The sequence below is a fragment of the Phenylobacterium sp. genome, from assembly GCF_030697305.1.
Lineage (GTDB): Bacteria > Pseudomonadota > Alphaproteobacteria > Caulobacterales > Caulobacteraceae > Phenylobacterium.
In genome coordinates this window covers 1-21,365 of record NZ_JAUYQL010000098.1, presented here as the reverse complement: position 1 = coordinate 21,365, position 21,365 = coordinate 1, and the positions used below count along the sequence as shown (strand labels likewise).

The following is a 21,365-nucleotide window of genomic DNA, read 5'->3' as shown; positions in this document are numbered from 1 at the left end:
TGGTGCCCAGGAAAGGACTCGAACCTTCACGACCTTACGGCCACTGGCACCTGAAGCCAGCGCGTCTACCAATTCCGCCACCTGGGCCCCGTCCGCTTGGGAGCGGGAGGCGGGACTGATAGGGCGCCGCCCCAAACGGGTCAACGGCGACTTGCGCGCCCGATGCGCGCGTCTCGTCTCATTGCGGCGCGCAGCCGCATCGTCTATCGGCTGAGCGTCTTGCGGAGCGAAAGGGCCCCTCATGCAGAACCTGGTGACCGTGTTCGGCGGATCCGGCTTCGTCGGCTCCCAGGTCGTTCGCGCGCTCGCCAAGCGCGGCTGGCGCATCCGCGTGGCCGTGCGTCAGCCCAACCTCGCCTATGAGATGCGCCTGAACGGAGATGTGGGCCAGATCGACATCGCCCAGGCCAACGTCCGCAACGAAGCCTCCGTGCGCCGGGCGCTGGAGGGCGCGAGCGCCTGCGTCAACCTGGTCGGCGTGCTGTACGAAGGCGGCCGCCAGGGTTTCCAGGCGCTGCATGTGATGGGCGCGCGCACCATCGCCGCCGCCGCGCGCGACGAAGGCGTCCAGCAATTCGTGCAGATGTCCGCCCTGGGCGCCGATCCCGCCTCGGCCGCCAAGTACGCCCGCACCAAGGCCGAGGGCGAGGCCGCCGTGCGCGAGCTGCTGCCCCGCGCGGTGGTGCTGCGTCCCTCGGTGGTGTTCGGTCCCGAGGACGATTTCTTCAACCGCTTCGCCGCCATGGCCCAGATCAGCCCGGCGCTGCCGCTGATCGGCGGCGGCCATACGCGGTTCCAGCCGGTGTTCGTCGGCGACGTGGCCCAGGCGGTCGCCGCCGTGCTGGCCGACCCCGATTGTGCGGGCCGCACCTACGAACTGGGCGGGCCGGCGGTCTATACCTTCCGCCAGTTGATGGAGCTGGTGCTGGCCGAAACCGGCCTGCGCCGCTTCCTCGCGCCGCTGCCGTTCCCGGTCGCCGGCATACTCGGCAAGCTCGCGGGCCTGCTGCCGGTGAAGCCGCCGATCACCGCCGATCAGGTGGAGATGCTGCGCACCGACAACGTGCCCAGCGGCCACGCGCCGGGGCTCGCCGATCTCGGGATCACGCCGACATCGGCGGAGTCGATGATCGGCAGCTATCTCTATCGCTACCGCCGTGGCGGGCAGTTCGCCGATCAAGCCGCCCGCGCGCCCGCTTGACGGGCGCTACGGGACTGCACAGCCGCGCTTCTCGGGTGTAGTCTGCAGCCTCTGAACTAGGGGCTCAGACCATGGACCAGACGACCATTGCGTGGCCGCGCAAGACGCGCGAGCTGCACAACCACCACATGGATTCCACCGCCTGGAACGACTTCAGGTTCCGGGACGACGACGTCATCGTCGGCACCTACGGCAAGTCCGGCACCACCTGGACCCAGCAGATCGTCGGGCAGCTGGTCTTCAAGGGTGCGACCGACGTGCCGATCCACGAGATCTCGCCGTGGTGGGACATGCGCGTCATCCCGCCGCAGGCGCGTCAGGCGGTCGAGGCCCAGACCCATCGGCGGATCATCAAGACTCACCTGCCGGTCGACGCCCTGCTGTTCTCGCCGAAGGCCAAGTATTTGTACGTCGGCCGCGACGGGCGCGACGTGCTGTGGAGCCTCTACAACCACCACGCCAACGCCAACCAGCTCTGGTACGACGTGCTCAACGACACGCCGGGGCGCGTCGGCCCGCCGATCGAGCGGCCCGATCCCGACATCAGGCGCTACTTCCGCACCTGGCTGGAACAGGATGGGCAGCCGTTCTGGTCGTTCTGGGACAACATCTCGAGTTGGTGGGCAGTGCGTCAGCTGCCCAACGTCAAGCTGGTGCATTTCGCCAGGCTGAAGGCCGACCTGGCCGGTGAGATGCGCGAGATCGCCGATTTCCTGGATATCGACATCCCGGACGCTCAATGGCCGAAGGTCGTCGAGCATTGCACCTTCGACTACATGAAGGCGCACGCCGAGGAGATGGCCCCGATGGGCGGGCGCGTGTTCGAGGGCGGGGCCAAGACCTTCATCAACAAGGGCGTCAACGGCCGTTGGCACGACGTGCTGAGCCCGGCGGAAAGCCTCGCCTATGAGCGCATGGCGGTCGAAAAGCTCGGCCCCGACTGCGCCCGTTGGTTGATGACGGGTGAGGAATAGGGCGGCGTCGGGAGCGAGTTAGCGGGCCTACCGCGCCAGCAGCACGAGTCCGGCCACGCCGACGACGATCCGCCACCAGCCGAACGGGGCGAGGCCGCGCCGGCTGACGAAGTCGAGCATCGCCTTGACCACCACCAAGCCGGAGACGAACGCCACCAGGAAACCCAGGCCGATCAGGCCTGCCTGGTCGAGATTCAGCGCGTCGCGGCTCTTGTAGAGGTCATAGGCGAAGGCGCCGGCCATGGTCGGGATCGCCAGGAAGAACGAGAACTCCGCCGCCGCGCGCTTCTCCACGCCCAGCAGCACGCCGCCGACGATGGTCGCGCCCGAGCGCGAGACGCCGGGGATCATCGACAGGCACTGCATGAGCCCGACGCCCAGTGCTGTCGGCAGGCTGAGCTTCATGGCGTCGTGGCGTCGCGCCGGAGGCGGCCAGCGGTCGATCGCCAGCAGGGCGACGCCGCCGACGATCAGCGACCAGCAGATCAGCCGGGGGCTCTCGAACAACACCTCCTTGATCAGGTCGTGCAGCAGCACGCCCAGCACAACGGCCGGCAGGAAGGCCACCAGCACCGAGGCGATGAAGCGCCGCGCTTCAGCATCCTTCGGCGCGCGGATCAACACGCTCCACAGCCGTTGGAAGTAGAGCGCCACCACCGCCAGGATCGCGCCTAACTGGATCAGCACGCAAAAGGTGTCCCAGAAGCCGTCCGGCAGCCCCAGCGCTGATTTGGCGAGCAACAGGTGGCCCGTCGACGAAACGGGAATGAATTCCGTCAGCCCTTCGATCAGGCCGAGGATGATGGCGTTCAGCCAATCCGGCACTTGGCGTCCCCTTATGCTGCGAACGCTGAGAGAGCGCTCGGATGGTAAATAACATCTTCATCCATTTTATGGACTAAATCCGGTCGCCTGCTGAGCGAATCTGCAAATATCGATCCAAATCGTCTCCGAGAAAGACCAATTATTAGTCTATATACTTTCAACCGCCACCTTGTTCGACTAGATGGCCCTTCGAGAGGAGCCGACCATGGCCGAGCGGATGCTGAAGTTCACGACCGTGGCGCGCACTACGCCTTCCAAGCGTGACGCTGAAACGCGCACGGGCGACTTCCATGAGATCTACGCCGACTTCATCGACGCCAAGGCGAGCGAACAGGCGTCGCGTTGTTCCCAGTGCGGCGTGCCGTTCTGCCAGACTCACTGTCCGCTCCATAACAACATCCCCGACTGGCTGCGGATGACCGCGGAGGGTCGTCTGGAGGAGGCCTATGGGCTTTCCCAGGCGACCAATTCGATGCCGGAGATCTGCGGTCGCATCTGCCCGCAGGACCGCCTGTGCGAGGGCAACTGCGTCATCGAGCAGTCGGGCCACGGCACGGTGACCATCGGCGCCGTCGAACGCTACCTGAGCGACAAGGCCTGGGAGGAGGGCTGGGTCCAGCCGCTACGCCCCGGCGTCGATCGCGGCGCCTCCGTCGGCGTGATCGGCGCGGGCCCCGCCGGCCTGGCCGCCGCCGAACGACTGCGCGAGATGGGCTACGCGGTCACTGTCTACGACCGCCACGATCGCCCGGGTGGACTGCTGATCTACGGCATCCCCAACTTCAAGCTCGAGAAGGACGTAGTCGAGCGCCGGACCCGCCGCCTGGTCGAAGGCGGGATCGAATTCCGCCTCAATTTCGAGGTCGGGCGCGATGCAAGTCTGACGGATCTGCGCACGCGACACGACGCGGTGCTGATCGCCACGGGCGTCTACGCCGCGCGCGACCTTGTGGTCCCCGGCGTCGGCTCAGCCGGCGTCGCGCCGGCGCTCGACTACCTGATCGCCTCGAACCGCGAAGGCCTGGGCGAGGCCGTGCCTGAATTCCGCTCCGGCGAACTGAACGCCGAGGGTCGCCGCGTCGTGGTGATAGGCGGCGGCGACACCGCCATGGACTGCGTGCGCACCGCCGTGCGCCAGGGCGCGGCCAGCGTCACCTGCCTCTATCGCCGTGACCGCGCCAACATGCCGGGCTCAGCCCGCGAGGTGTCGCACGCCGAGGAGGAAGGCGTGGTGTTCGAATGGCTGGGCGCGCCGCGCGCCGTGACCGGCGAGGCTTCCGGCGTCACCGGCGTGCGCGCCTCGCGCATGCGGCTGTCGGCGCCCGACGTCACCGGCCGCCAAGGGATCGAAGAGGTCGAGGGTGCGGACTTCGATCTGCCCGCCGACTTGGTGATCAAGGCGCTGGGCTTCGATCCCGAGGATCTGCCGAGCGCGTTCGACGCGCCGGGCTTGGCGGTCAGCCGATGGGGCACGGTGAAGGCCGACCTGCGCACCCTGGAGACCAGCATGGACGGCGTGTTCGCCGCCGGCGACATCGTGCGCGGCGCATCCCTGGTGGTCTGGGCGATCCGCGACGGCCGCGACGCCGCCGACGCCATCCACCGCCGTCTGTCGGCTCCCGCCCAGTCGGCCGCCCTGATCGCCGCGGAGTGAGCGCCATGGTCCTGAACGACACCCAACGCTATCTCGCCAACCGCCAGCGGCTGATTGACGGCCACGCCTACGACCCGTCGTCGGAACGTGACGCCTGTGGCGTCGGCCTGGTCTGCGCCGTGGACGGCAAGCCGCGCCGCGAGGTCGTCGATCTGGCGATCCGCGCGCTGAAGGCCGTCTGGCACCGCGGCGCGGTGGACGCCGACGGCAAGACCGGCGACGGCGCCGGCATCCTGCTGAGCGTCCCCCAGGACTTCTTCGCCGACCAGGTCGCGCGCATCGGCCACACGCTGCGGCCCGGGCCGGTGGTGGTCGGACAGATCTTCCTGCCGCGCAACGACCTGGCCGATCAGGAGTCGGCGCGCACAATCGTTGAGTCCGAAGCCCTGCGCTTCGGCTTCTATATCTACGGCTGGCGTCAGGTGCCGGTGGACACGCGGGTGATCGGCGAAAAGGCCAACGCCACGCGGCCCGAGATCGAGCAGATCATGCTGTCGCCGCCCGCGGGCCTCGAGGGCGAGGCGCTGGAGCGTGCGCTGTTCCTGTGCCGTCGGCGCATCGAGAAGCGGGTCGCCCAGGCGAACCTGCCGCACTTCTACATCTGCTCGCTGTCGGCCCGTTCGCTGATCTACAAGGGGATGTTCCTCGCCGAGCACATCGACGCCTTCTATCCCGACCTGACCGACGAGCGGTTCGCCGCCGCCGTGGCGATCTTCCACCAGCGCTATTCGACCAACACCTTCCCGGAATGGCGGCTGGCCCAGCCGTTCCGCATGTTGGCCCACAACGGCGAGATCAATACGATCAAGGGCAACGTCAACTGGATGCGCAGCCATGAGATCCGCATGGCCGCCACTGCGTTCGGCGACTTGGGCGAGGACGTCAAGCCGGTGATCCAGCCGGGCGGTTCGGACTCCGCGGCGCTGGACAACACCTTCGAGATCCTGGTGCGCGCCGGCCGCGACGCGCCGATGGCCAAGACCCTGTTGATCCCCGAAGCCTGGAACGCGCTCAGCGACGCCCAGATCAAGCCCGAGCACAAGGCGCTCTACGCCTATTGCAACGCGGTGATGGAGCCCTGGGACGGCCCGGCGGCGGTGTGCGCCACCGACGGCCGCTGGGTGGTGGCCGGCAAGGACCGCAACGGCCTGCGCCCCATGCGTGTCGCCTACACTGACGACGGCCTGCTGATCGTCGGCTCCGAGGCCGGCATGTGCCGCGTCGAGGAAAGCCGGATCGTGCGCAAGACGCACATCGCGCCGGGCCGCATGCTGGCCGTCGACCTGGCCGAGGGCCGCCTGTACGGCGAACAGGAGATCATCGACCGCCTGGCGGGCCTGCATCCCTACGACCAGTGGTTGGGCAACATGGTCGAGCTGGAGGAGGAGGTCGGTCCGGGGCCGGAAGAGCGGCTCTATGCCCGCGAGGAGCTGGTGCGCCGCCAGGCCGCCGCCGGCCTGTCGCTGGAGGACCTTGAACTGGTGCTGGCCCCGATGGTCGAGGACGGCAAGGAAGCCGTGGGCTCGATGGGCGACGACACCCCGCTGGCGGTGCTGTCGGAGGCCTATCGGCCGCTGTCGCACTTCTTCCGGCAGAACTTCAGCCAGGTGACCAACCCGCCGATCGACTCCTTACGCGAAACCGGCGTGATGAGCCTGAAGACCCGGTTCAAGAACCTCGGCAACATCCTGGCGGAGGACGCCACCCAGACCGACGTGTTCGTGCTCGATTCCCCGGTGCTGACCAATGGCATGTACGAGCGCGTGATCGCCGCCATCGGCGAGGTCAGCATCTGCGTCATCGACTGCACCATGCCGATCCCGGTGGCGGAATCGCGCCCTGGGGACGCTTTGCGCGCCAACCTCGACCGCATCCGCGCCGAGGCGGAGGACGCGGCCCTGCGCGGCTGCTCGACCATCGTGCTCACCGACCAGGGCTCGGGCCCGGACCGCGTCGCCCTGCCGATGATCCTGGCCACTGGCGGCGTGCATTCCTGGCTGGTCCAGAAGGGGCTGCGCTCCTACGTCTCGATCATCGTGCGGGCGGCCGAGTGCCTCGACACCCCCTATTTCGCGGTGCTGATCGGCGTCGGGGCGACGACGGTGAACGCCTATCTGGCGCAGGAAAGCTTCCTCGACCGGATGGAACGCGGGCTGACCGGCGGCCGGTCGCTGCGCGAGCTCTGCCTGAACTTCAAGGGCGCCATCGAGGGCGGCCTGCTGAAGATCATCTCCAAGATGGGCATCTCGGTGATCTCGTCATACCGGGGCGGCTACAACTTCGAGGCGGTCGGCCTGTCGCGCGCCCTGGTGGCGGAGTTCTTCCCCGGCATGCCGTCGCGCATCTCCGGCATCGGCCTGGCCGGCGTCGAGGCCAAGGCGGTCGAGCTGCATCTGCGCGCCTGGGAGCCGGGCGCGGTCCACCTGCCGGTCGGCGGCTTCTACAAGGCGCGTCGCGCGGGCGAGAGCCACGCCTTCGAGGCGCGGATGATCCACACCCTGCAACGGGCCTGCGACACCGGCGACTACGGCGCCTACAAGCGCTACGCCGAGGGCCTGCGCGCCCAGCCGGCGATCCAGCTGCGCGACCTGCTGGACTGGCGCTCCAGCGCGCCGGCGGTGAACCTTGACGAGGTCGAGAGCGTCAACGAGATCCGCAAGCGCTTCGTCACGCCTGGGATGAGCCTCGGCGCCCTGTCGCCCGAAGCGCACGGCACGCTGAACATCGCCATGAACCGCATCGGGGCCAAGTCGGTGTCCGGCGAAGGCGGCGAGGACTCCGCGCGCTACAAGCCTTTGCCCAACGGCGACAATCCGAACTCCGCGGTCAAGCAGATCGCCTCGGGGCGGTTCGGCGTGACCGCCGAATACCTGAACCAATGCCGCGAGATCGAGATCAAGGTCAGCCAGGGGGCCAAGCCCGGCGAAGGCGGCCAACTGCCCGGCTTCAAGGTCACCGAGCTAATCGCGCGCCTGCGTCACGCGACGCCGGGCGTGATGCTGATCTCGCCGCCGCCGCACCACGACATCTACTCGATCGAGGACCTGGCGCAGCTCATCTACGACCTGAAGCAGATCAACCCGATCGCGCGGGTCTGTGTGAAGCTGGTGGCGATGACCGGCATCGGCGCCATCGCCGCGGGCGTCGCCAAGGCCAAGGCCGACGTGATCCTGATCTCCGGCAACGTCGGCGGCACCGGCGCGTCGTCGCAGACCTCGATCAAGCACGCCGGCGGCCCCTGGGAGATGGGCCTGTCGGAGGCCAATCAGGTGCTGACGCTGAACAACCTGCGCCACTCCGTGCGGCTGCGGGCGGACGGCGGCATGCGCACCGGTCGCGACGTGGTGATCGCCGCCATGCTCGGCGCCGAGGAGTTCGGCATCGGCACCGCCAGCCTGATCGCCATGGGCTGCATCATGGTGCGACAGTGCCACTCCAACACCTGTCCGGTCGGCGTCTGCACCCAGGACGAGGCCTTGCGCGAGAAGTTCTCGGGCAGTCCCGACAAGGTGATCAACCTCTTCACCTTCATCGCCGAGGAGGTCCGCGAGATCCTGGCCCGCCTGGGCTTCCGCAGCCTGCGCGACATCGTCGGGCGCACCGATCTGCTGACCCAGGTGTCGCGCGGCGGCGAGCACCTGGACGACCTAGACCTGAACCCGCTCCTGGTGCGCGCCGACCCCGGCTCCAACCCGCGGTGGTGCGTGGTCGAGGGCCGCAACGAGGTGCCCGACACCCTCGACGCCCAGATCGTGCGCGACGCCGCGCCCCTGCTCGACCGCGGCGAGAAGATGCAGCTGACCTACACGGTGCAGAACACCGCGCGTGCGATCGGCGCGCGGACCTCCTCGCACATCGTCCGCCGCTTCGGCATGACCGGCCTCGCGCCCGGCCACCTTACCGTCCAGCTCAAGGGTTCGGCCGGCCAGAGCCTCGGGGCTTTCGCGGTCCAGGGCCTGCGCGTCGAGCTGACCGGCGAGGCGAACGACTATGTCGGCAAGGGGCTGTCCGGCGCGACCCTGGTGATCCGGCCTTCGCCGCACCTGGCCGATCCGCACGTCAACGCCCTGATCGGCAATACCGTGCTCTATGGCGCGACATCCGGCCGCCTGTTCGCCGCAGGCCTGGCGGGCGAGCGCTTCGGCGTGCGCAACTCCGGCGCTGTCACCGTGGTCGAGGGCTGCGGCGCCAACGGCCTGGAGTACATGACTGGCGGAACCGCGGTGATCCTGGGTCCCGTGGGCTTCAACTTCGCGGCCGGCATGACCGGCGGCATGGCGTTCGTGTTGGACGTCGACGGCCGTTTCGAAGCCTCGGTGAATCCCGACAGCGTGGTGTTGCGTCCCGTCGCCTCCGCCCATTGGGAAGGCGTGCTGCATGCTCTCGTCGAGGAGCATGCCCGCGAGACCGGCTCGCCGTTTGCGCAGGACATCCTGCGTGACTGGGCCCGTCGCCTGCCGCAGTTCCGCCAGGTCGTGCCGAAGGAAATGCTGGGCCGCCTCGATGCGCCTCTGGAGCGCGAGGAGGCCGTCCACCACCGCGCCTAGTTGCAGGTGCAGTTTCCCGACTGGATTGGCGTGATAAACGCGGACCGACGAATTCCAGCTAAGGAAACGACGCCATGCAATATCGTTCACTGGGCCGCAGCGGCCTCAAGGTCTCCGAGCTTTGCCTGGGGGCGATGATGTTCGGCGGCCAGACCGACGAGCCGACCTCCAAGCGCATCATCGACAAGGCGCGCGACAAGGGGGTCAACTTCATTGACACCGCCGACGTCTACAACGCCGGCAAGTCGGAGGAGGTGGTCGGCCGCGCGGTCGCCGCCCAACGCGACGACTGGATCATCGCCACCAAGGTCGCTGGCAACATGGGCCGCGGCCCGAACGAGTCCGGCGCCTCGCGCAAGTGGATCATGCGTGAAGCCGACGACAGCCTGAAGCGCCTCGGCACCTCCTATATCGACGTCTATTACCTGCACCGCGAAGACCACTCGACGCCCCTGGCCGAGACGGCGCGGGCGATGGGCGACCTGATGGCCCAGGGCAAGATCCGCTACTTCGGGGTGTCCAACTACCGGTCCTGGCGCATCGCCGAGATGTGCCGCATCTGCGACGACTTGGGCATCGATCGCCCGGTGGTCAGCCAGCCCGCCTACAACGCCATGAACCGGACGCCCGAGATCGAGCACCTGCCGGCCTGCGACTACTACGGCCTGGGCGTGGTGCCCTACAGCCCGCTGGCCCGTGGCGTGCTGACCGGCAAGTACGATCCCGACGCGCAGCCCGCCGCCGACACCCGCGCCGCCCGCAACGATCCGCGCCTGTTGCAGACCGAGTTCCGCCGCGAGTCCATGCAGCACGCCCGTGAGATCAAGAGCCACGTCGAGGCCAAGGGCGCCAACACAACCGCCTTCGCCGTGCAATGGGTGCTGAACAACGCCTCGGTCAGCTCGGTGATCGCGGGGCCTCGCACCGAGGAGCAGTGGGACGACTATCTCGCCGCCCTGGACTACGGCTTCACCCCCGAGGACGAGGCGCTGGTCAACCGACTGGTGGTCACCGGCCACCCCTCGACGCCCGGCTACAACGACCCGGCCTATCCGATCGAGGGCCGTCGGGTGCGCGTCGCCGCGGCGACTTGAGCCAAGGTCGGCGGGCCGGCGCGAAGCCGGCCCGTCACGCTCATCCCGCCGAGTTGGCGCCTTGGGTCTTGCCGGGTTCGATGTGTCCCGTGTCGACGCCGCTGCTCAGGCCTTCGCCAGGCGCTGCGCCGCCGCCGGTGGGCTTGCTGTTCTGGCGCTGTTGTTGATCGGGCGTCGGCCGCTGCGGATCGGTGGTCTGTTGCTGTGGATCGCGGTTCTTGTCGTCGCTCATCAGAGGACTCCACGGTTGCTGGGGAGCCCGACCAACGGCCGGACGCGCCGCCGCGTTCCTGCACCCAAGCTTGCTCAGCCGCCGACCCAGTCGAGGATCCCGAGCTTCATCATCCAGATGAGGCCGAGTTCCACGGCGCGCCGTCGCTGAACGGGAAAGCGCTCCAGCACCGCACGGACCGAGCCAGCCCCGTCCACCACCGCGGCCAGCGCCTGCCCGCATTCGGCGGGCGTCGCCCGCCAGATCGCCGCCACCTGGTCGAGTTCCAGGCTCGCTGCGCGCGTCAGGTCTGCAGGCCCCGCCTGCGGCCTGGCGATCAGCCGCATGTCCAGGTGCAGGACCGAGGTGGCGAAGCCGGCGAAGTCGGCGAACGGCTCGCCCTTCAGCGGGTTGTCGCGGTGGCGGCTCTGGACGTCGGGCGCGGCGGCGCGGATCTGCGTGAGCTCGTCGAACAGCGCGTTGAGCTGGCCGATCACCACCGGCCAGTCAAACGCCTCCCGCACCCTCTGGCGTCCGGACGCGCCCATCCGCCGGCGAAGTTCGGGCGAGCGGATCAGCTCTGCGAGGGCGGCGGCGGCGGCCGGCACGTTCACGGCGGTATACTGCGCGACGCTGCCCACATAGGTCTGGTAGGAATCCAGCCCCATCACATGACGGCCGCTGAGCGCGCGCCCCAGCGCCGGCGACGGCCCGCCCAGCGTCGGGATCAGGAAGCCGTCGCGCCCGTCGCGCACCGTGTAGCGGTAGCCGTCCCAGTCGCTGACCACCACGGGCAGGCCCGAGGCCATCGCCTCCAGCGGCGTGATCCCGAAGGTCTCCTGGATGTTGTCGACCAGCGACAGGAAGATGTCGGCGCCCGCCCACACCTCGTCCAGCAGCGCGCGGTCATTGCCGTCCAGCAGATGCAGCGGCACGGACGGCGCGTAGGCGCGGGCGGCCGCCTCGTACATCGCGCGGTTCTCGGGCTCGGGAAACCAGCCGGCCATGGCGAAATGGACCCGCGCGCCGGTCGCCTGAGCCGCCTCTTCCAGCGCCCGGAACATCGGCTGCGGAAACGCCTTCTCGAAATACGACAGCCGGCCGACCCAGATCGCCAGAACGTCGTCGGCGCCAAGCCCCAGCCGGGCGCGCAGCGCGGCGCGGGCGTCCGGTCTATCGGCGGCGGCGCTCAGGCGTGGCAGGTCGACGCCCAGCGGGACCAACGGCAGCATCGGCCGGGGTCCCGGCTTGCCCGCGAACCGCTCGGCCAGGTAGTCGCCCCAAGCGTCGAACATCTGCGTCGTCTGGGCCTGGACGGCAGGCGACGTGCAGATCAGCGCGTCCCAGGGTTGGGTTGGGCCAACGGCGGCCATGCCGATGGTCTGGCGTGTGGCCGGCGGCGCCAGGGTGTGGATCAGACCCACCAGGCTGAACGCCCGATCGCCGAGGCTGCGACGCCGCAGCCATGCGAGGTCATAGAGGTCGGGGCGGCCGCGCAGCACGACGCCGGCGGCCTGCGCTGCGCCCTGGTCCAGCACGCTGCCGATGGTCAGCCGCGGAGGCCGTGCGGCGCCCTCGCGCAGCACGTCGATCTCGCCCGCGCCCACCTCAACGTGGCTGAGAACGTGCAAGGCCTCGTAGCCGCCGTGCTGGGCCAGAGCGCGGAACAGCTCGAAGTTGGCGACGTCCATGCCGAACGGATTGTTGCGGACGCCCATTCGGCCGGGCGGATGGTGGATCGCTAGGCGGGCGGGCAAGGCGGGCTCGTGTCGACGGGAGGGCAGGGCCGGGTCATCCTGTGCCTCCATCGCATCCGCACGGCAAGCCGGCCGACGCTGGCGCATCCGCGCGCGCCGGGCCATATCGCAGGCTTGGTCGCGCGTCGCTCATTCCTCAAGCAGGTCGCCTGGCTGGGCGCAGCCGGCGGCGCGGCGTGGCTGCTGCGCGATCAGGTGCTGTGGCGCGCGCCTCGCGCGACCTTCGAACCAGGCGCGCAGACCAGCGGCTGGCTCACCTTCGCCGCCTGGCGCCAACCCCTGGTGACCCTCGACGTCACGGTCGGCAAGACGCCTGTGCGGGCGCTACTGGACAGCGGCGCCCAGTATTCGGTGATCGACGCCTCGCTCGCGCAGGTTCTTGGCCTGCCGCGGCTGGGCGTGCCGATACTCGCGCACGGCGCCGGCGGCGACGCGCAGCTCGGCCGTGGAGTCGGGCTGGACGTGCAGCTGGGCGACCTGCGCATCGAAAACCTTCGCGCCGCGGTGCTCGACCTCGGACCGATCACCGGTGCGGCGGGCCTTTCAACGCCGCTGATCCTCGGCCAGGATGTGCTGGGCGAGGTCATGGCCGACATCGACTTCCCCGCCCGGCGCGTGCGCTTCTGCCCGCCGGGCCAGACGCTGCCGCCTCAGGGCGCCGTCGCTGCCGCCACACGCCGGAAGGGCCGCGCGCTGATGGTCGAAGTGCTGGTCGAAGGCGCCGCGCTGGAGGTGCTGCTGGACACCGGCGCCTCCTCCGCCCTGGCTCTAGCGTCGGACGTCGCCGAAGCCGTGGGTCTCATGGACGGGCGCGCGGCGCGTCCTGCCGCGACCATCGTCCTGGGCGGCGTGACCCAGAGCCGCATCGTCCGTGCGCGCAGCCTGGTGATGGCCGGCCTGCCGTTCGGGGCGGTGGACGTCCATGTGTTCGCCCAGCGAAGGCTGCCCGGGTTCCCCAAGGGCTTGCTGGGCGTCGAAGCCCTGCGAACGTTCCGTGTGCTGATCGACCTCCCAGCGGGACGAATGCACCTCTCAGGCGCGCGCGCGCATCCCTAGTTGGGACCGTACCCGCGCCAGAAGAACACCGCGGTGGTCACCCAGGTGACCGCGATCACCGCGATCCGCACCACGCCCGCCGGCAGCCGCCCGCCCGCCTTCGCGCCCCAGTATCCGCCGATCACGCCGCCGGCCAGCACCGCGATCGCCTGAGGCCACCACACAGCGCCGGCGACGATGAAGCAGGTCACCGCCGCCGCGTTGGCCGCCGCCACCGTGGCCAGTCGCGCGGGCGCCGCGGCCTGGAAGTCCAGCTCGCTGAGCAGGGCCCAGAGCGCCATGGTGATCAGTCCCACCGCGCCGCCGAAATAGCCGCCGTAGATCGCCACGATAAACTGGCCTGTCAGGGTCGTTCGCGGCCCGATCCTGTGACCGCGCGCCGCCAGCCAGGCCCGCAGCTTGCCGCCAGAGAGGATCATCATCGCCGCCAGCAGCAACAGCCAGGGCAGCACTTTGTCGAACACCGCGCCGGGCGTGAACAGCAACAGCAGCGCGCCGGCCAGGCCGCCGGCGATGCTGACTCCCACCAACGCCCTCAGGCTCACCGGACCGATCGGCCGGAGCTGTTTTCGGTAGGCCCAGACGCTGGACAGCGCGGCGGGGAACAGCGCGACGGTCGACGAGGCGTTGGCCAGAACAGGCGGCACGCCCGCGGCGATCAACGCAGGCAGGGTGAGGAAGGTGCCGCCCCCGGCGACGGCGTTCATCGCACCGGCGATCGCGCCAGCGGCGACCAGAATCAACAGTTCCATGGGCCTGCCTCAACGGCCTCTGGCGGCCCGGATTTGTTGCATTGCAACGTAGAAACATACATGCCCGATTCCGGGTGGTTCCATGCTCAATCCGCCACGGATCAGCAGGAATCGGACGTGATGAACCTCAAATGGTCGACAAACCGATCGATATATGACGTTACAGGCCCTTGGTAACATGGCCGCCGAGCCTTTTTGCGCGGTCTCTGATGGGGATAATCTAAATGATTCAGTTCAAGTCGGCCGCCATTGGCGCGGCCCTGATTGCGCTCGTCGGCGGCGCCGCTTTCGCTCACGAAGGTCATGATCACGCGGCGGAAACCAAGCTCGCCGCCAACCAAGCGCCGGCGTCCGAAACGCCCGCCAGCGAGCCCGCCAAGGAAGCCGCCGCCACGCCGGCGATGACCAAGGCCGAAATCGCGCAAATGAAGACCTGCAAGTCGCTGGCTTACCGCACGATGCTCCGCAACAAGATGTGCAAGGCCTTTGTCGCCGCGCATCCGACCGCGATCCCGGCGCCGAACTAAGCCGATCGGCTTTCCCTGACGTCCGACGGCCTTAGCGTCGTCGGGCGCCAGTCCGGCCTTGACGTCGCCTCCCCGCGGCGCAGAACCCTTCCCGATACGATGCCGCGCTATCGTCGAGCGGTTGGGTCGCGGCCCGGCCTCGGTCAGCGAGCTCGCCGCGCCTCTGTCGATGACGCTGCCGCGGTCGTCCAGCACCTCCAGGTCCTCGAGGCCAGCGGTCTGATCAGCTCGCACAAGTCCGGCCGCGTGCGCACCTGCACCCTGCAGCCCGCTGTCCCTCATGATATCGAGCGCTGGGTGGCCGCGCGCCGCCCAGGTTGACGAAGCGTCCCATCGCGTACGCATGCGATCAGGCGTATGGTCATCGCGTCGCTGCGGCGCCTTTTTCAGCAAGCTCTCCGCAACCGACCCCGTGTCGTGCGCTTTCGTTCCAATGAGAATGGAGCTGCTGAGATGATCACGCCTGAGCAGGACGGCTTATCCAACCCCAGACGTCCGCTGCCGCCGGAAGAGCGAGGGCGCACCGCCCACGGCCTCGATGGCAACGAGCGGCTGCCCAACGGCGAGCTTCGCGCAAGTGCGGTGGCTCACCCAGAGAACTTCACCCGCAACACCGGCGAGGGCGCCGTGGTCCGGGACGACCGGCCGGACGGGGCTGAAATCCCGACGGACGCCGACGGCGCCATCCTGCCCTCTGACGCCCGCGGCGGCTGACTCGATCTGGGCTGCATGAGGAAATGCCGACGGGACTTGTCGGCTAGTGATGTTTGCGTGCGTCCTTGCATCGAACAAGGGCCATGGCTGACTCCATGGCGACCTCTGCAAGGAGACTCGCATGACCACCACCACGCCAGCCGAGACCGCGACACCTGGATCAGGCAAGGCCATGCTCTGGACCGGCCGCGTGCTCAGCGCCGCCTTCGTCCTGTTCATGGTCATGGACATCGCGATCAAGCTGATCGGCATGAAGGTCGTGGACGACACGATGGTGCAGATGGGCTGGCCGCCGGAGCTGGCCCGCGGCATCGGGGTGATGGAGCTGATCTTCGTGGCGCTCTACCTGTTCCCGCGCACCTCAGTGCTGGGTGCGGTGCTGATGACCGGCGTCCTGGGCGGGGCCGTCGCCACCCACGTGCGCATCGCTGATCCGCTGTTCAGCCACATCCTGTTCGGCGTCTACCTTGGCCTGGCGATGTGGGGCGGCCTCTACCTGCGCGACCCGCGGTTGCGGGCTCTGTTCCCCATCCGTCGCTGATCCCCAACATCCGTTCTAGGAGCCGCCCGACATGCGCATGATCTTCGTCAACCTGCCCGTGAAGGACCTTCCCGCCTCGAAGGCCTTCTTTTCCGCCCTCGGTTTCACCTTCAACGCCGACTACACCAACGATGACGGCGCCTGCATGGTGATCGAGGAGAACATCTTCGCCATGTTGCTCACCCAGGCGCGTTTCCGTGACTTCATCAACGGCGAGATCGGCGACGGGGCCAAGGCCACCGAGGTGATCACCTGCCTGTCGGCGGACAGTCGCGCCGAAGTCGACGAGACCCTCGCCAAGGCCCTCGCGGCCGGCGGCAAGCCCTGGAAGCCGATCATGGAACACGGCCCGATGTACGGCTGCAGCTTCCAGGACCTCGACGGCCATGTGTGGGAAGTGATGCACATGCCGGGCTGACGGCGCGGGCTTCGCGAAGATCGACGTATTCCTCCGTCACCAAATCCCTCGGGTCGCGTTGGGCTGAAGCATTTGCTTCAATCAGCCCAACGGAATCCCGAACATGGCCACCTCCAAGGCGCCGCCGCCCAGCCCAATCCAGACCTCTGTCGGGAACGGCGGCGAAACCCATCAGACCGCGTCCAATCCCGCCGAGCGCCTGACCACCAACCATGGTGTGCCGCTCAGCGACAACCAGAACTCGCTGAAGGCGGGTGTGCGCGGCGCGACCCTGTTGGAGGACTTCATCCTCCGCGAGAAGATCCAACACTTCGACCATGAGCGCATCCCCGAGCGCATCGTCCACGCCCGCGGGTCGGCCGCCCACGGCTATTTCGAACTGACGGAATCGCTGGCCCAGTACACCCGCGCCAAGGTGCTGACCGAGGTCGGCGCCCGCACCGAGGTGTTCACCCGCTTTTCCACCGTCGCCGGCGGCGCGGGCTCGGTGGACACGCCGCGCGACGTGCGCGGCTTTGCGGTGAAACTCTACACCAAAGAAGGCAACTGGGACCTCGTCGGCAACAACATCCCGGTGTTCTTCATTCAGGACGCGATCAAGTTCCCGGACCTGGTCCATGCCGTGAAGATGGAGGCCGATCGCGGCTATCCGCAGGCCGCCAGCGCCCACGACACATTCTGGGACTTCGTGGGCCTGATGCCGGAGACCACCCACATGATCATGTGGGCGATGTCGGACCGGGGCATCCCCCGTTCGCTGCGGATGATCGAGGGCTTCGGCGTCAACACCTTCCGCCTGTTGAACGACAAGGACGAGGCGACCTTCGTCAAGTTCCACTGGCGGCCGAAGCTGGGCGCCCAGTCCACTTGCTGGGACGAAGCGGTGAAGATCGCCGGCGCCGATCCGGACTATCACCGCCGCGACCTGTTCGAAGCGATCGACAAGGGCGACTTCCCCGAATGGGAGTTTGGCGTCCAACTGCTTAGCCAGGCCGAGGCCGACGCCCTGCCGTTCGACATCCTCGACGCCACCAAGGTGATCCCCGAGGAGCTGGTCCCGATCCGCGTCGTCGGACGCATGGTGCTGGACCGCAACCCGGACAACTTCTTCGCCGAGACCGAGCAGTCCGCCTTCCTGCCTACCAACATGCCGCCCGGCATCGATGTGTCGGAAGACCCGCTGCTGCAGGGCCGGCTGTTCTCCTACCAGGACACCCAGCTCTCGCGCCTCGGCACGGTGAACTTCCACCAGCTGCCGATCAACCAGGCCAAGGGCTGCCCGTTCATGAATATGCAGCGGGACGGCCACATGCAGACCCAGGTTTTCAAGGGTCGCGCCAACTACGAGCCCAACAGCCTGGCCGAGGCAGGCGAGATCGGCGGCCCGCGCGAGGATCCCAAGGGCGGGTTCCGCACGACCGCCGTGCCGCTGGAGGGCGCGAAGGTCCGGCTGCGCGCCGAAACCTTCGCCGACCACTACAGCCACGCGCGGCTGTTTTTCCGCTCGCAAACGCCGATCGAGCAGGCCCACCTGGCCAGCGCCATCGTCTTCGAACTGTCCAAGGTGACGCTCGACCACGTGCGTGACCGGGTGCTGGCCAACCTGCAGAACGTCGACGCCGAATTGGCGAACCGCGTCGCGGCGGGACTGGGGCTGCCCCTGCCCAAGGCCTCCAAGCCTGCTGTGGCGGCCCAGGACATGGAGCCGTCGCCGGCCTTGCGTATCGTAGGCAAGTATCCGCCGACCCTGAAGGGCAGGGCGGTGGCCATCCTGGTCACCGACGGCGCCGATGGCGCGGTGGTCGAGGCTGTCCGCAAGGCCGCAACAGCCGAGGGCGCCAGCGTCAAGATCATCGCCCCGAAGATCGGCGGCGTGAAGCTGAAGGACGGCAAGCAACTGCCGGCCGACGGCCAGCTCGCCGGCTCGCCGTCCGTGCTGTTCGACGCGGTCGCTCTGGTGTTGTCCGAAGCCGGCTGCGCCGATCTGCTGAACGAGGGCGCCGCGGTCGACTTCGCCAAGGACGCCTTTGGGCACCTGAAGGCGATCGGCTACACCGCCCAGAGCCAGCCGCTGCTCGACAAGGCCGGAGTCGTCCCCGATCCAGGGGTCGTCGATCTGGCCGGCGGCGCGGACGCCTTCATCGCACCGGCCCGTACGCGTCAGTGGGAGCGTGAGCCGGGCGTGCGCAAGCTGGCCTAGACGTTAGCCCCTGCGTCCGCGAGCAACCCCGGGATCTCCGCGGGCAGCTCGCGGGCCAGGAACCCCAGCGGTCCGATCCGCTGCGACAGCCGCGCGCCAGCGCCGCCGTGCAGGCAGACGCCCCAGACAGCCGCCGCCAGCGGGGATGCGCCGCGCGCCAGCAGCCCGGCGATCACCCCCGCCAGCACATCGCCCGAGCCGGACGTCGCCAATCCGATGACGCCGCCTGCGTGGCTCCATGCCCGTCCGTCCGGCGAGACGATGAAGGTCTCCTCGCCCTTCATCACCACGATCGCATGCAGCGCCTGGGCGACAAGGCGCGCGGCGTCCAGCGGCGCGTTCGCCACCGCCTGCTTGCTCCATCCTGTCAGGCTAGCCATTTCGCCAGCGTGCGGCGTCAACACCAGCCGCCCTCCAAGGGTGCGTGTCGCCTTGGCATGCAGGTCCAGGCCCGTCATCGCCGCAGCGTCGATCACGAACGCCGCCTGAGTCTCCTGCCGCATCAGCCGGCAAGCCAGTTCGGCGGCGGCGGCCTCGTCCGCCATGCCGGGGCCGACCACGACCGAATGCGCGCGGCCCACATAGGCCTCCAGGTCCTTCGCGGCCTCCGCCGCCATCTCGCCGTCGGCGTCCGCCGCGACGGAAACGACTGCGGCCTCGGGAACCGCCAGTCCCATCGCCAGCGCAGACCCGGCGGTCGCTGCAAGCTGCAGCTTGCCGGCGCCCGCCCGCAACGCCGCGACGCCGGTGAGAATCGGCGCACCCGGAACCTGCGCGCCGCCGCCGACCACCAGCACTCGCCCGCGCGTTTCCTTGTCGGCGCCCTGGTGCAGGGCGGGCAGGGGGAACCCATCGGCGAGCATGTCGAGCGACACGGCGAGCGGCGCGCTCATCGCGCGCCTGCGATCGCGTCGGGTTTCGAAGTGACCGGGGCGCCGCCCTGTTCGAGCGGCGCCGTGAAGTTGTAGCGGAGCAGCTTCAGCGCCCCGTCCGGCGCGACCTGCGGGTCGAACGCATATTCCGTGACCCCGCAGTTGGCCACCTCCGCGGTGGCGTCGATCTCCAGCAGGCTCTGCTCGGTGAGGTTCTCCAGCAGGTAACGCAGGCACAACACCACCACCTGGTGGCCGATGATCAACACCCGGCGCTCGGCGTAGTGCAGGCTGACAGTGTCGAGCGCGCTGCGCAGCCGCAGGATCACGTCGCACCAGCTCTCGCCGCCGGGCGGCCGGTGATAGAACTTGCCCAGCAGCCGGCGGAACTCCGCCTGCTCCGGGTGGAACTCGCGCACGCCGCCGGTGGTAAGGCGATCGAGTATGCCGAACTCGCGCTCGCGCAGTCGCTCGTCGATCGCCCTGGGCGGCGCATCCGACGCTACGCCGCCGACGGACGCTATCAGCTCGGCGGTGCGGGTGGCGCGCAGATAGGGCGAGGTCAGCACCACCTGCGGCCGCTCATGCTCTTCGAGCGTTGAAAACCACCGCCCCAGCGCCAGGGCCTGTTCCTCGCCCAGCGGGCTCAAGGGCACATCGACGTCGCGCTGGGAGATGTCGATCCGTGACGACCCCGAGGCCATCGCCAGATCGCGCGCTACATTACCAGCGCTCTCACCATGTCGCACGATCCATAGGCGCGCCGGCCAACGTGACTGCATGGGCCGACAACGCGCATCGCCGGCCGCTGGCTCCCGCGTCACATAACTTAGCTAGAGCGTTGGCGCCGATCGTCGCCTCGCACGTTGCAGTGCAACAAAGGAGATTTCGCATGCCCAAACCGCCCAAACCGACCGACCCTTTCGAACAGGTCGAGCCCGCCGCCACTGAGGCGTTCGCCACGTTCGACGCCGCCGCCGAGCAGGCCCAGGCCACTGCCGAAACCTTGTCGGATAAGATTCCCGAAGCGGTCGAGACCATGGTGCAGGCCGCTGAACCGGTCGCCATGCGACTGCTCGAAGCTCCGGTCGAGGCCGCCGAGATCCTGCAAGCCGCTGCTGAGCCCGTTGCGGCCGACGCGTCGGAAGCGTTGCAGGACCTGTTCACCGGCGTCGCCCGCTTTGGCCAGGAGACCCTGCAACGCAACGCCCAGGCGTTCAGCGCGCTGACCCAGGTCCGCTCGCCTCAGGACCTGTTGGCGCTGCAGGTCAGCGTCAGCGGCGCAGCATTCGCCGCCGCGCTGGATCAGTTCCACCGCATCACCGGCCTGATGGGCCGGGTCGCGGGCGGCGGCGCCTGGCCGGTGCGCCTGGGCGTCAATCCGTTCGCCAGCGCCGAACGCCTGGCGGCCTGACGCGCGATGCAGGATGGGCGACTGCGCATCGGGACGGCCGGCTGGTCCGTCCCGCGCGCGGCCGCCGACGCGTTTCCTGCAGACGGCTCGGTGCTGCAGCGTTATTCCGCCCGGCTGTCGGCCGTCGAGGTGAACTCGAGCTTCTATCGCCCGCACCGCCGGCAGACCTATGAACGCTGGCGCGACGCTACGCCCGATGGCTTCCGCTTCGCTGTGAAGGCGCCGCGCGCCATCACACACGAGGCGAGGCTGGTTGATTGTGCGGAGGGCCTGGCGGCGTTCCTGCTGCAGATCGGCGGCCTGAGCGGCAAGCTCGGGCCGCTGCTCGTTCAACTTCCCCCCAAGCTGGCGTTCGACGCGGTCGTCGCCGCGCGCTTCTTCGATGATCTCCGGACCCGGTGGAGCGGATCCGTGGCCTGTGAACCGCGCCATGCGAGCTGGTTCGAAGGCGCGGCGGACGATCTGCTGATCGCCCATCGCATCGCCCGCGTGGCCGCCCACCCCGCGCCGCATCCGCTGGCGGCGTCGCCGGGCGGATGGTCGGGTCTGGCCTACTGGCGATTGCATGGCTCGCCGCGGATGTACGCCTCCGACTACGACGCCGCGGC

General features: G+C 68.8%; 19 protein-coding genes and 1 tRNA gene. 13 read left to right on the top strand and 7 right to left on the bottom strand.

Annotated elements, in window-relative coordinates; genetic code table 11:
• A tRNA-Leu gene (locus Q8R27_RS10400) sits at positions 1 to 87 on the bottom strand.
• Positions 88 to 241: 154 nt separating this feature from the next.
• On the opposite strand from Q8R27_RS10400, the gene Q8R27_RS10395 reads away from it, so the two are divergent.
• Both Q8R27_RS10395 and Q8R27_RS10390 read left to right on the top strand, forming a co-directional pair.
• Entirely contained in the window at positions 242 to 1,201 is a 960-nt protein-coding gene (locus Q8R27_RS10395) for a complex I NDUFA9 subunit family protein (RefSeq protein ID WP_305698955.1), read from the top strand.
• Between the two features lie 71 nt (positions 1,202 to 1,272).
• A complete protein-coding gene (locus Q8R27_RS10390) occupies positions 1,273 to 2,175 on the top strand; it encodes a sulfotransferase domain-containing protein (RefSeq protein ID WP_305698954.1) in 903 nt (300 codons plus the stop codon).
• 27 nt (positions 2,176 to 2,202) lie between these two features.
• Here the strand turns inward: Q8R27_RS10390 and Q8R27_RS10385 are convergent, their stop codons facing one another.
• Complete coding sequence (locus Q8R27_RS10385) at positions 2,203 to 3,000, bottom strand: undecaprenyl-diphosphate phosphatase (protein ID WP_305698953.1); 798 nt, start codon at positions 2,998 to 3,000, stop codon at positions 2,203 to 2,205.
• A 205-nt stretch (positions 3,001 to 3,205) separates the two neighbouring features.
• Between Q8R27_RS10385 and Q8R27_RS10380 the strand changes: the two genes are divergently transcribed.
• The 3 genes from Q8R27_RS10380 to Q8R27_RS10370 all read left to right on the top strand — a co-directional run bounded on the left by Q8R27_RS10380 (position 3,206) and on the right by Q8R27_RS10370 (position 10,295).
• Positions 3,206 to 4,654 (top strand): NAD(P)-dependent oxidoreductase, encoded by a 1,449-nt coding sequence (locus Q8R27_RS10380; RefSeq protein WP_305698952.1) that lies wholly within the window; start codon positions 3,206 to 3,208, stop codon positions 4,652 to 4,654.
• A gap of 5 nt (positions 4,655 to 4,659) precedes the next feature.
• Positions 4,660 to 9,201, top strand: coding sequence for a glutamate synthase large subunit (gene gltB / locus Q8R27_RS10375; protein ID WP_305698951.1), 4,542 nt, complete (start codon positions 4,660 to 4,662; stop codon positions 9,199 to 9,201).
• A 74-nt stretch (positions 9,202 to 9,275) separates the two neighbouring features.
• Positions 9,276 to 10,295, top strand: coding sequence for an aldo/keto reductase (locus tag Q8R27_RS10370; protein WP_305698950.1), 1,020 nt, complete (start codon positions 9,276 to 9,278; stop codon positions 10,293 to 10,295).
• A gap of 40 nt (positions 10,296 to 10,335) precedes the next feature.
• On the opposite strand, the gene Q8R27_RS10365 is transcribed toward Q8R27_RS10370, so the two are convergent.
• Both Q8R27_RS10365 and Q8R27_RS10360 read right to left on the bottom strand, forming a co-directional pair.
• Complete coding sequence (locus Q8R27_RS10365) at positions 10,336 to 10,527, bottom strand: hypothetical protein (RefSeq protein ID WP_305698949.1); 192 nt, start codon at positions 10,525 to 10,527, stop codon at positions 10,336 to 10,338.
• Positions 10,528 to 10,601: 74 nt separating this feature from the next.
• Positions 10,602 to 12,263, bottom strand: a complete 1,662-nt coding sequence (locus Q8R27_RS10360) for a glycosyltransferase family 4 protein (protein ID WP_305698948.1) — start codon at positions 12,261 to 12,263, stop codon at positions 10,602 to 10,604.
• Between the two features lie 9 nt (positions 12,264 to 12,272).
• On the opposite strand from Q8R27_RS10360, the gene Q8R27_RS10355 reads away from it, so the two are divergent.
• On the top strand, positions 12,273 to 13,319 hold the full coding sequence (locus Q8R27_RS10355; RefSeq protein WP_305698947.1) for a retropepsin-like aspartic protease: 1,047 nt from the start codon (positions 12,273 to 12,275) through the stop codon (positions 13,317 to 13,319).
• On the opposite strand, the gene Q8R27_RS10350 is transcribed toward Q8R27_RS10355, so the two are convergent.
• On the bottom strand, positions 13,316 to 14,071 hold the full coding sequence (locus tag Q8R27_RS10350; protein ID WP_305698946.1) for a sulfite exporter TauE/SafE family protein: 756 nt from the start codon (positions 14,069 to 14,071) through the stop codon (positions 13,316 to 13,318). The two genes, Q8R27_RS10355 and Q8R27_RS10350, sit on opposite strands and share 4 nt — an antisense overlap.
• A gap of 224 nt (positions 14,072 to 14,295) precedes the next feature.
• Here Q8R27_RS10350 and Q8R27_RS10345 point away from each other — a divergent pair, with 224 nt between their 5' ends.
• The 5 genes from Q8R27_RS10345 (at position 14,296) to Q8R27_RS10320 (ending at position 18,471) form a co-directional block, all read left to right on the top strand.
• A complete protein-coding gene (locus Q8R27_RS10345) occupies positions 14,296 to 14,598 on the top strand; it encodes a hypothetical protein (protein ID WP_305698945.1) in 303 nt (100 codons plus the stop codon).
• Between the two features lie 453 nt (positions 14,599 to 15,051).
• On the top strand, positions 15,052 to 15,312 hold the full coding sequence (locus Q8R27_RS10335; RefSeq protein WP_305698944.1) for a hypothetical protein: 261 nt from the start codon (positions 15,052 to 15,054) through the stop codon (positions 15,310 to 15,312).
• Positions 15,313 to 15,433: 121 nt separating this feature from the next.
• Positions 15,434 to 15,853, top strand: a complete 420-nt coding sequence (locus Q8R27_RS10330) for a DoxX family protein (protein ID WP_305698943.1) — start codon at positions 15,434 to 15,436, stop codon at positions 15,851 to 15,853.
• Positions 15,854 to 15,884: 31 nt separating this feature from the next.
• On the top strand, positions 15,885 to 16,271 hold the full coding sequence (locus tag Q8R27_RS10325) for a VOC family protein (protein ID WP_305698942.1): 387 nt from the start codon (positions 15,885 to 15,887) through the stop codon (positions 16,269 to 16,271).
• A gap of 103 nt (positions 16,272 to 16,374) precedes the next feature.
• On the top strand, positions 16,375 to 18,471 hold the full coding sequence (locus tag Q8R27_RS10320) for a catalase (protein WP_305698941.1): 2,097 nt from the start codon (positions 16,375 to 16,377) through the stop codon (positions 18,469 to 18,471).
• Here Q8R27_RS10320 and Q8R27_RS10315 read toward each other — a convergent pair.
• Both Q8R27_RS10315 and Q8R27_RS10310 read right to left on the bottom strand, forming a co-directional pair.
• On the bottom strand, positions 18,468 to 19,364 hold the full coding sequence (locus Q8R27_RS10315; protein WP_305698940.1) for an NAD(P)H-hydrate dehydratase: 897 nt from the start codon (positions 19,362 to 19,364) through the stop codon (positions 18,468 to 18,470). The two genes, Q8R27_RS10320 and Q8R27_RS10315, sit on opposite strands and share 4 nt — an antisense overlap.
• Positions 19,361 to 20,125: a histidine phosphatase family protein gene (locus Q8R27_RS10310; RefSeq protein ID WP_305698939.1), complete on the bottom strand. Its 765-nt coding sequence runs from the start codon at positions 20,123 to 20,125 to the stop codon at positions 19,361 to 19,363. Before Q8R27_RS10310 ends, Q8R27_RS10315 begins: the two co-directional genes overlap by 4 nt.
• Positions 20,126 to 20,235: 110 nt before the next feature.
• On the opposite strand from Q8R27_RS10310, the gene Q8R27_RS10305 reads away from it, so the two are divergent.
• Positions 20,236 to 20,757 (top strand): phasin family protein, encoded by a 522-nt coding sequence (locus Q8R27_RS10305; protein ID WP_305698938.1) that lies wholly within the window; start codon positions 20,236 to 20,238, stop codon positions 20,755 to 20,757.
• Between the two features lie 6 nt (positions 20,758 to 20,763).
• The coding region (locus Q8R27_RS10300; protein WP_305698937.1) for a DUF72 domain-containing protein at positions 20,764 to 21,365 on the top strand (602 nt) is incomplete at its 3' end.

Coding starts and splice junctions, on each gene's coding strand:
- Q8R27_RS10395 (WP_305698955.1), top strand. CDS start 242: ATGCAGAACCTGGTGACCGTGTTCGGCGGATCCGGCTTCGTCGGCTCC.
- Q8R27_RS10390 (WP_305698954.1), top strand. CDS start 1,273: ATGGACCAGACGACCATTGCGTGGCCGCGCAAGACGCGCGAGCTGCAC.
- Q8R27_RS10380 (WP_305698952.1), top strand. CDS start 3,206: ATGGCCGAGCGGATGCTGAAGTTCACGACCGTGGCGCGCACTACGCCT.
- gltB (WP_305698951.1), top strand. CDS start 4,660: ATGGTCCTGAACGACACCCAACGCTATCTCGCCAACCGCCAGCGGCTG.
- Q8R27_RS10370 (WP_305698950.1), top strand. CDS start 9,276: ATGCAATATCGTTCACTGGGCCGCAGCGGCCTCAAGGTCTCCGAGCTT.
- Q8R27_RS10365 (WP_305698949.1), bottom strand. CDS start 10,527: ATGAGCGACGACAAGAACCGCGATCCACAGCAACAGACCACCGATCCG.
- Q8R27_RS10350 (WP_305698946.1), bottom strand. CDS start 14,071: ATGGAACTGTTGATTCTGGTCGCCGCTGGCGCGATCGCCGGTGCGATG.
- Q8R27_RS10345 (WP_305698945.1), top strand. CDS start 14,296: ATGATTCAGTTCAAGTCGGCCGCCATTGGCGCGGCCCTGATTGCGCTC.
- Q8R27_RS10335 (WP_305698944.1), top strand. CDS start 15,052: ATGATCACGCCTGAGCAGGACGGCTTATCCAACCCCAGACGTCCGCTG.
- Q8R27_RS10330 (WP_305698943.1), top strand. CDS start 15,434: ATGACCACCACCACGCCAGCCGAGACCGCGACACCTGGATCAGGCAAG.
- Q8R27_RS10325 (WP_305698942.1), top strand. CDS start 15,885: ATGCGCATGATCTTCGTCAACCTGCCCGTGAAGGACCTTCCCGCCTCG.
- Q8R27_RS10320 (WP_305698941.1), top strand. CDS start 16,375: ATGGCCACCTCCAAGGCGCCGCCGCCCAGCCCAATCCAGACCTCTGTC.
- Q8R27_RS10315 (WP_305698940.1), bottom strand. CDS start 19,364: ATGAGCGCGCCGCTCGCCGTGTCGCTCGACATGCTCGCCGATGGGTTC.
- Q8R27_RS10310 (WP_305698939.1), bottom strand. CDS start 20,125: ATGCAGTCACGTTGGCCGGCGCGCCTATGGATCGTGCGACATGGTGAG.
- Q8R27_RS10305 (WP_305698938.1), top strand. CDS start 20,236: ATGCCCAAACCGCCCAAACCGACCGACCCTTTCGAACAGGTCGAGCCC.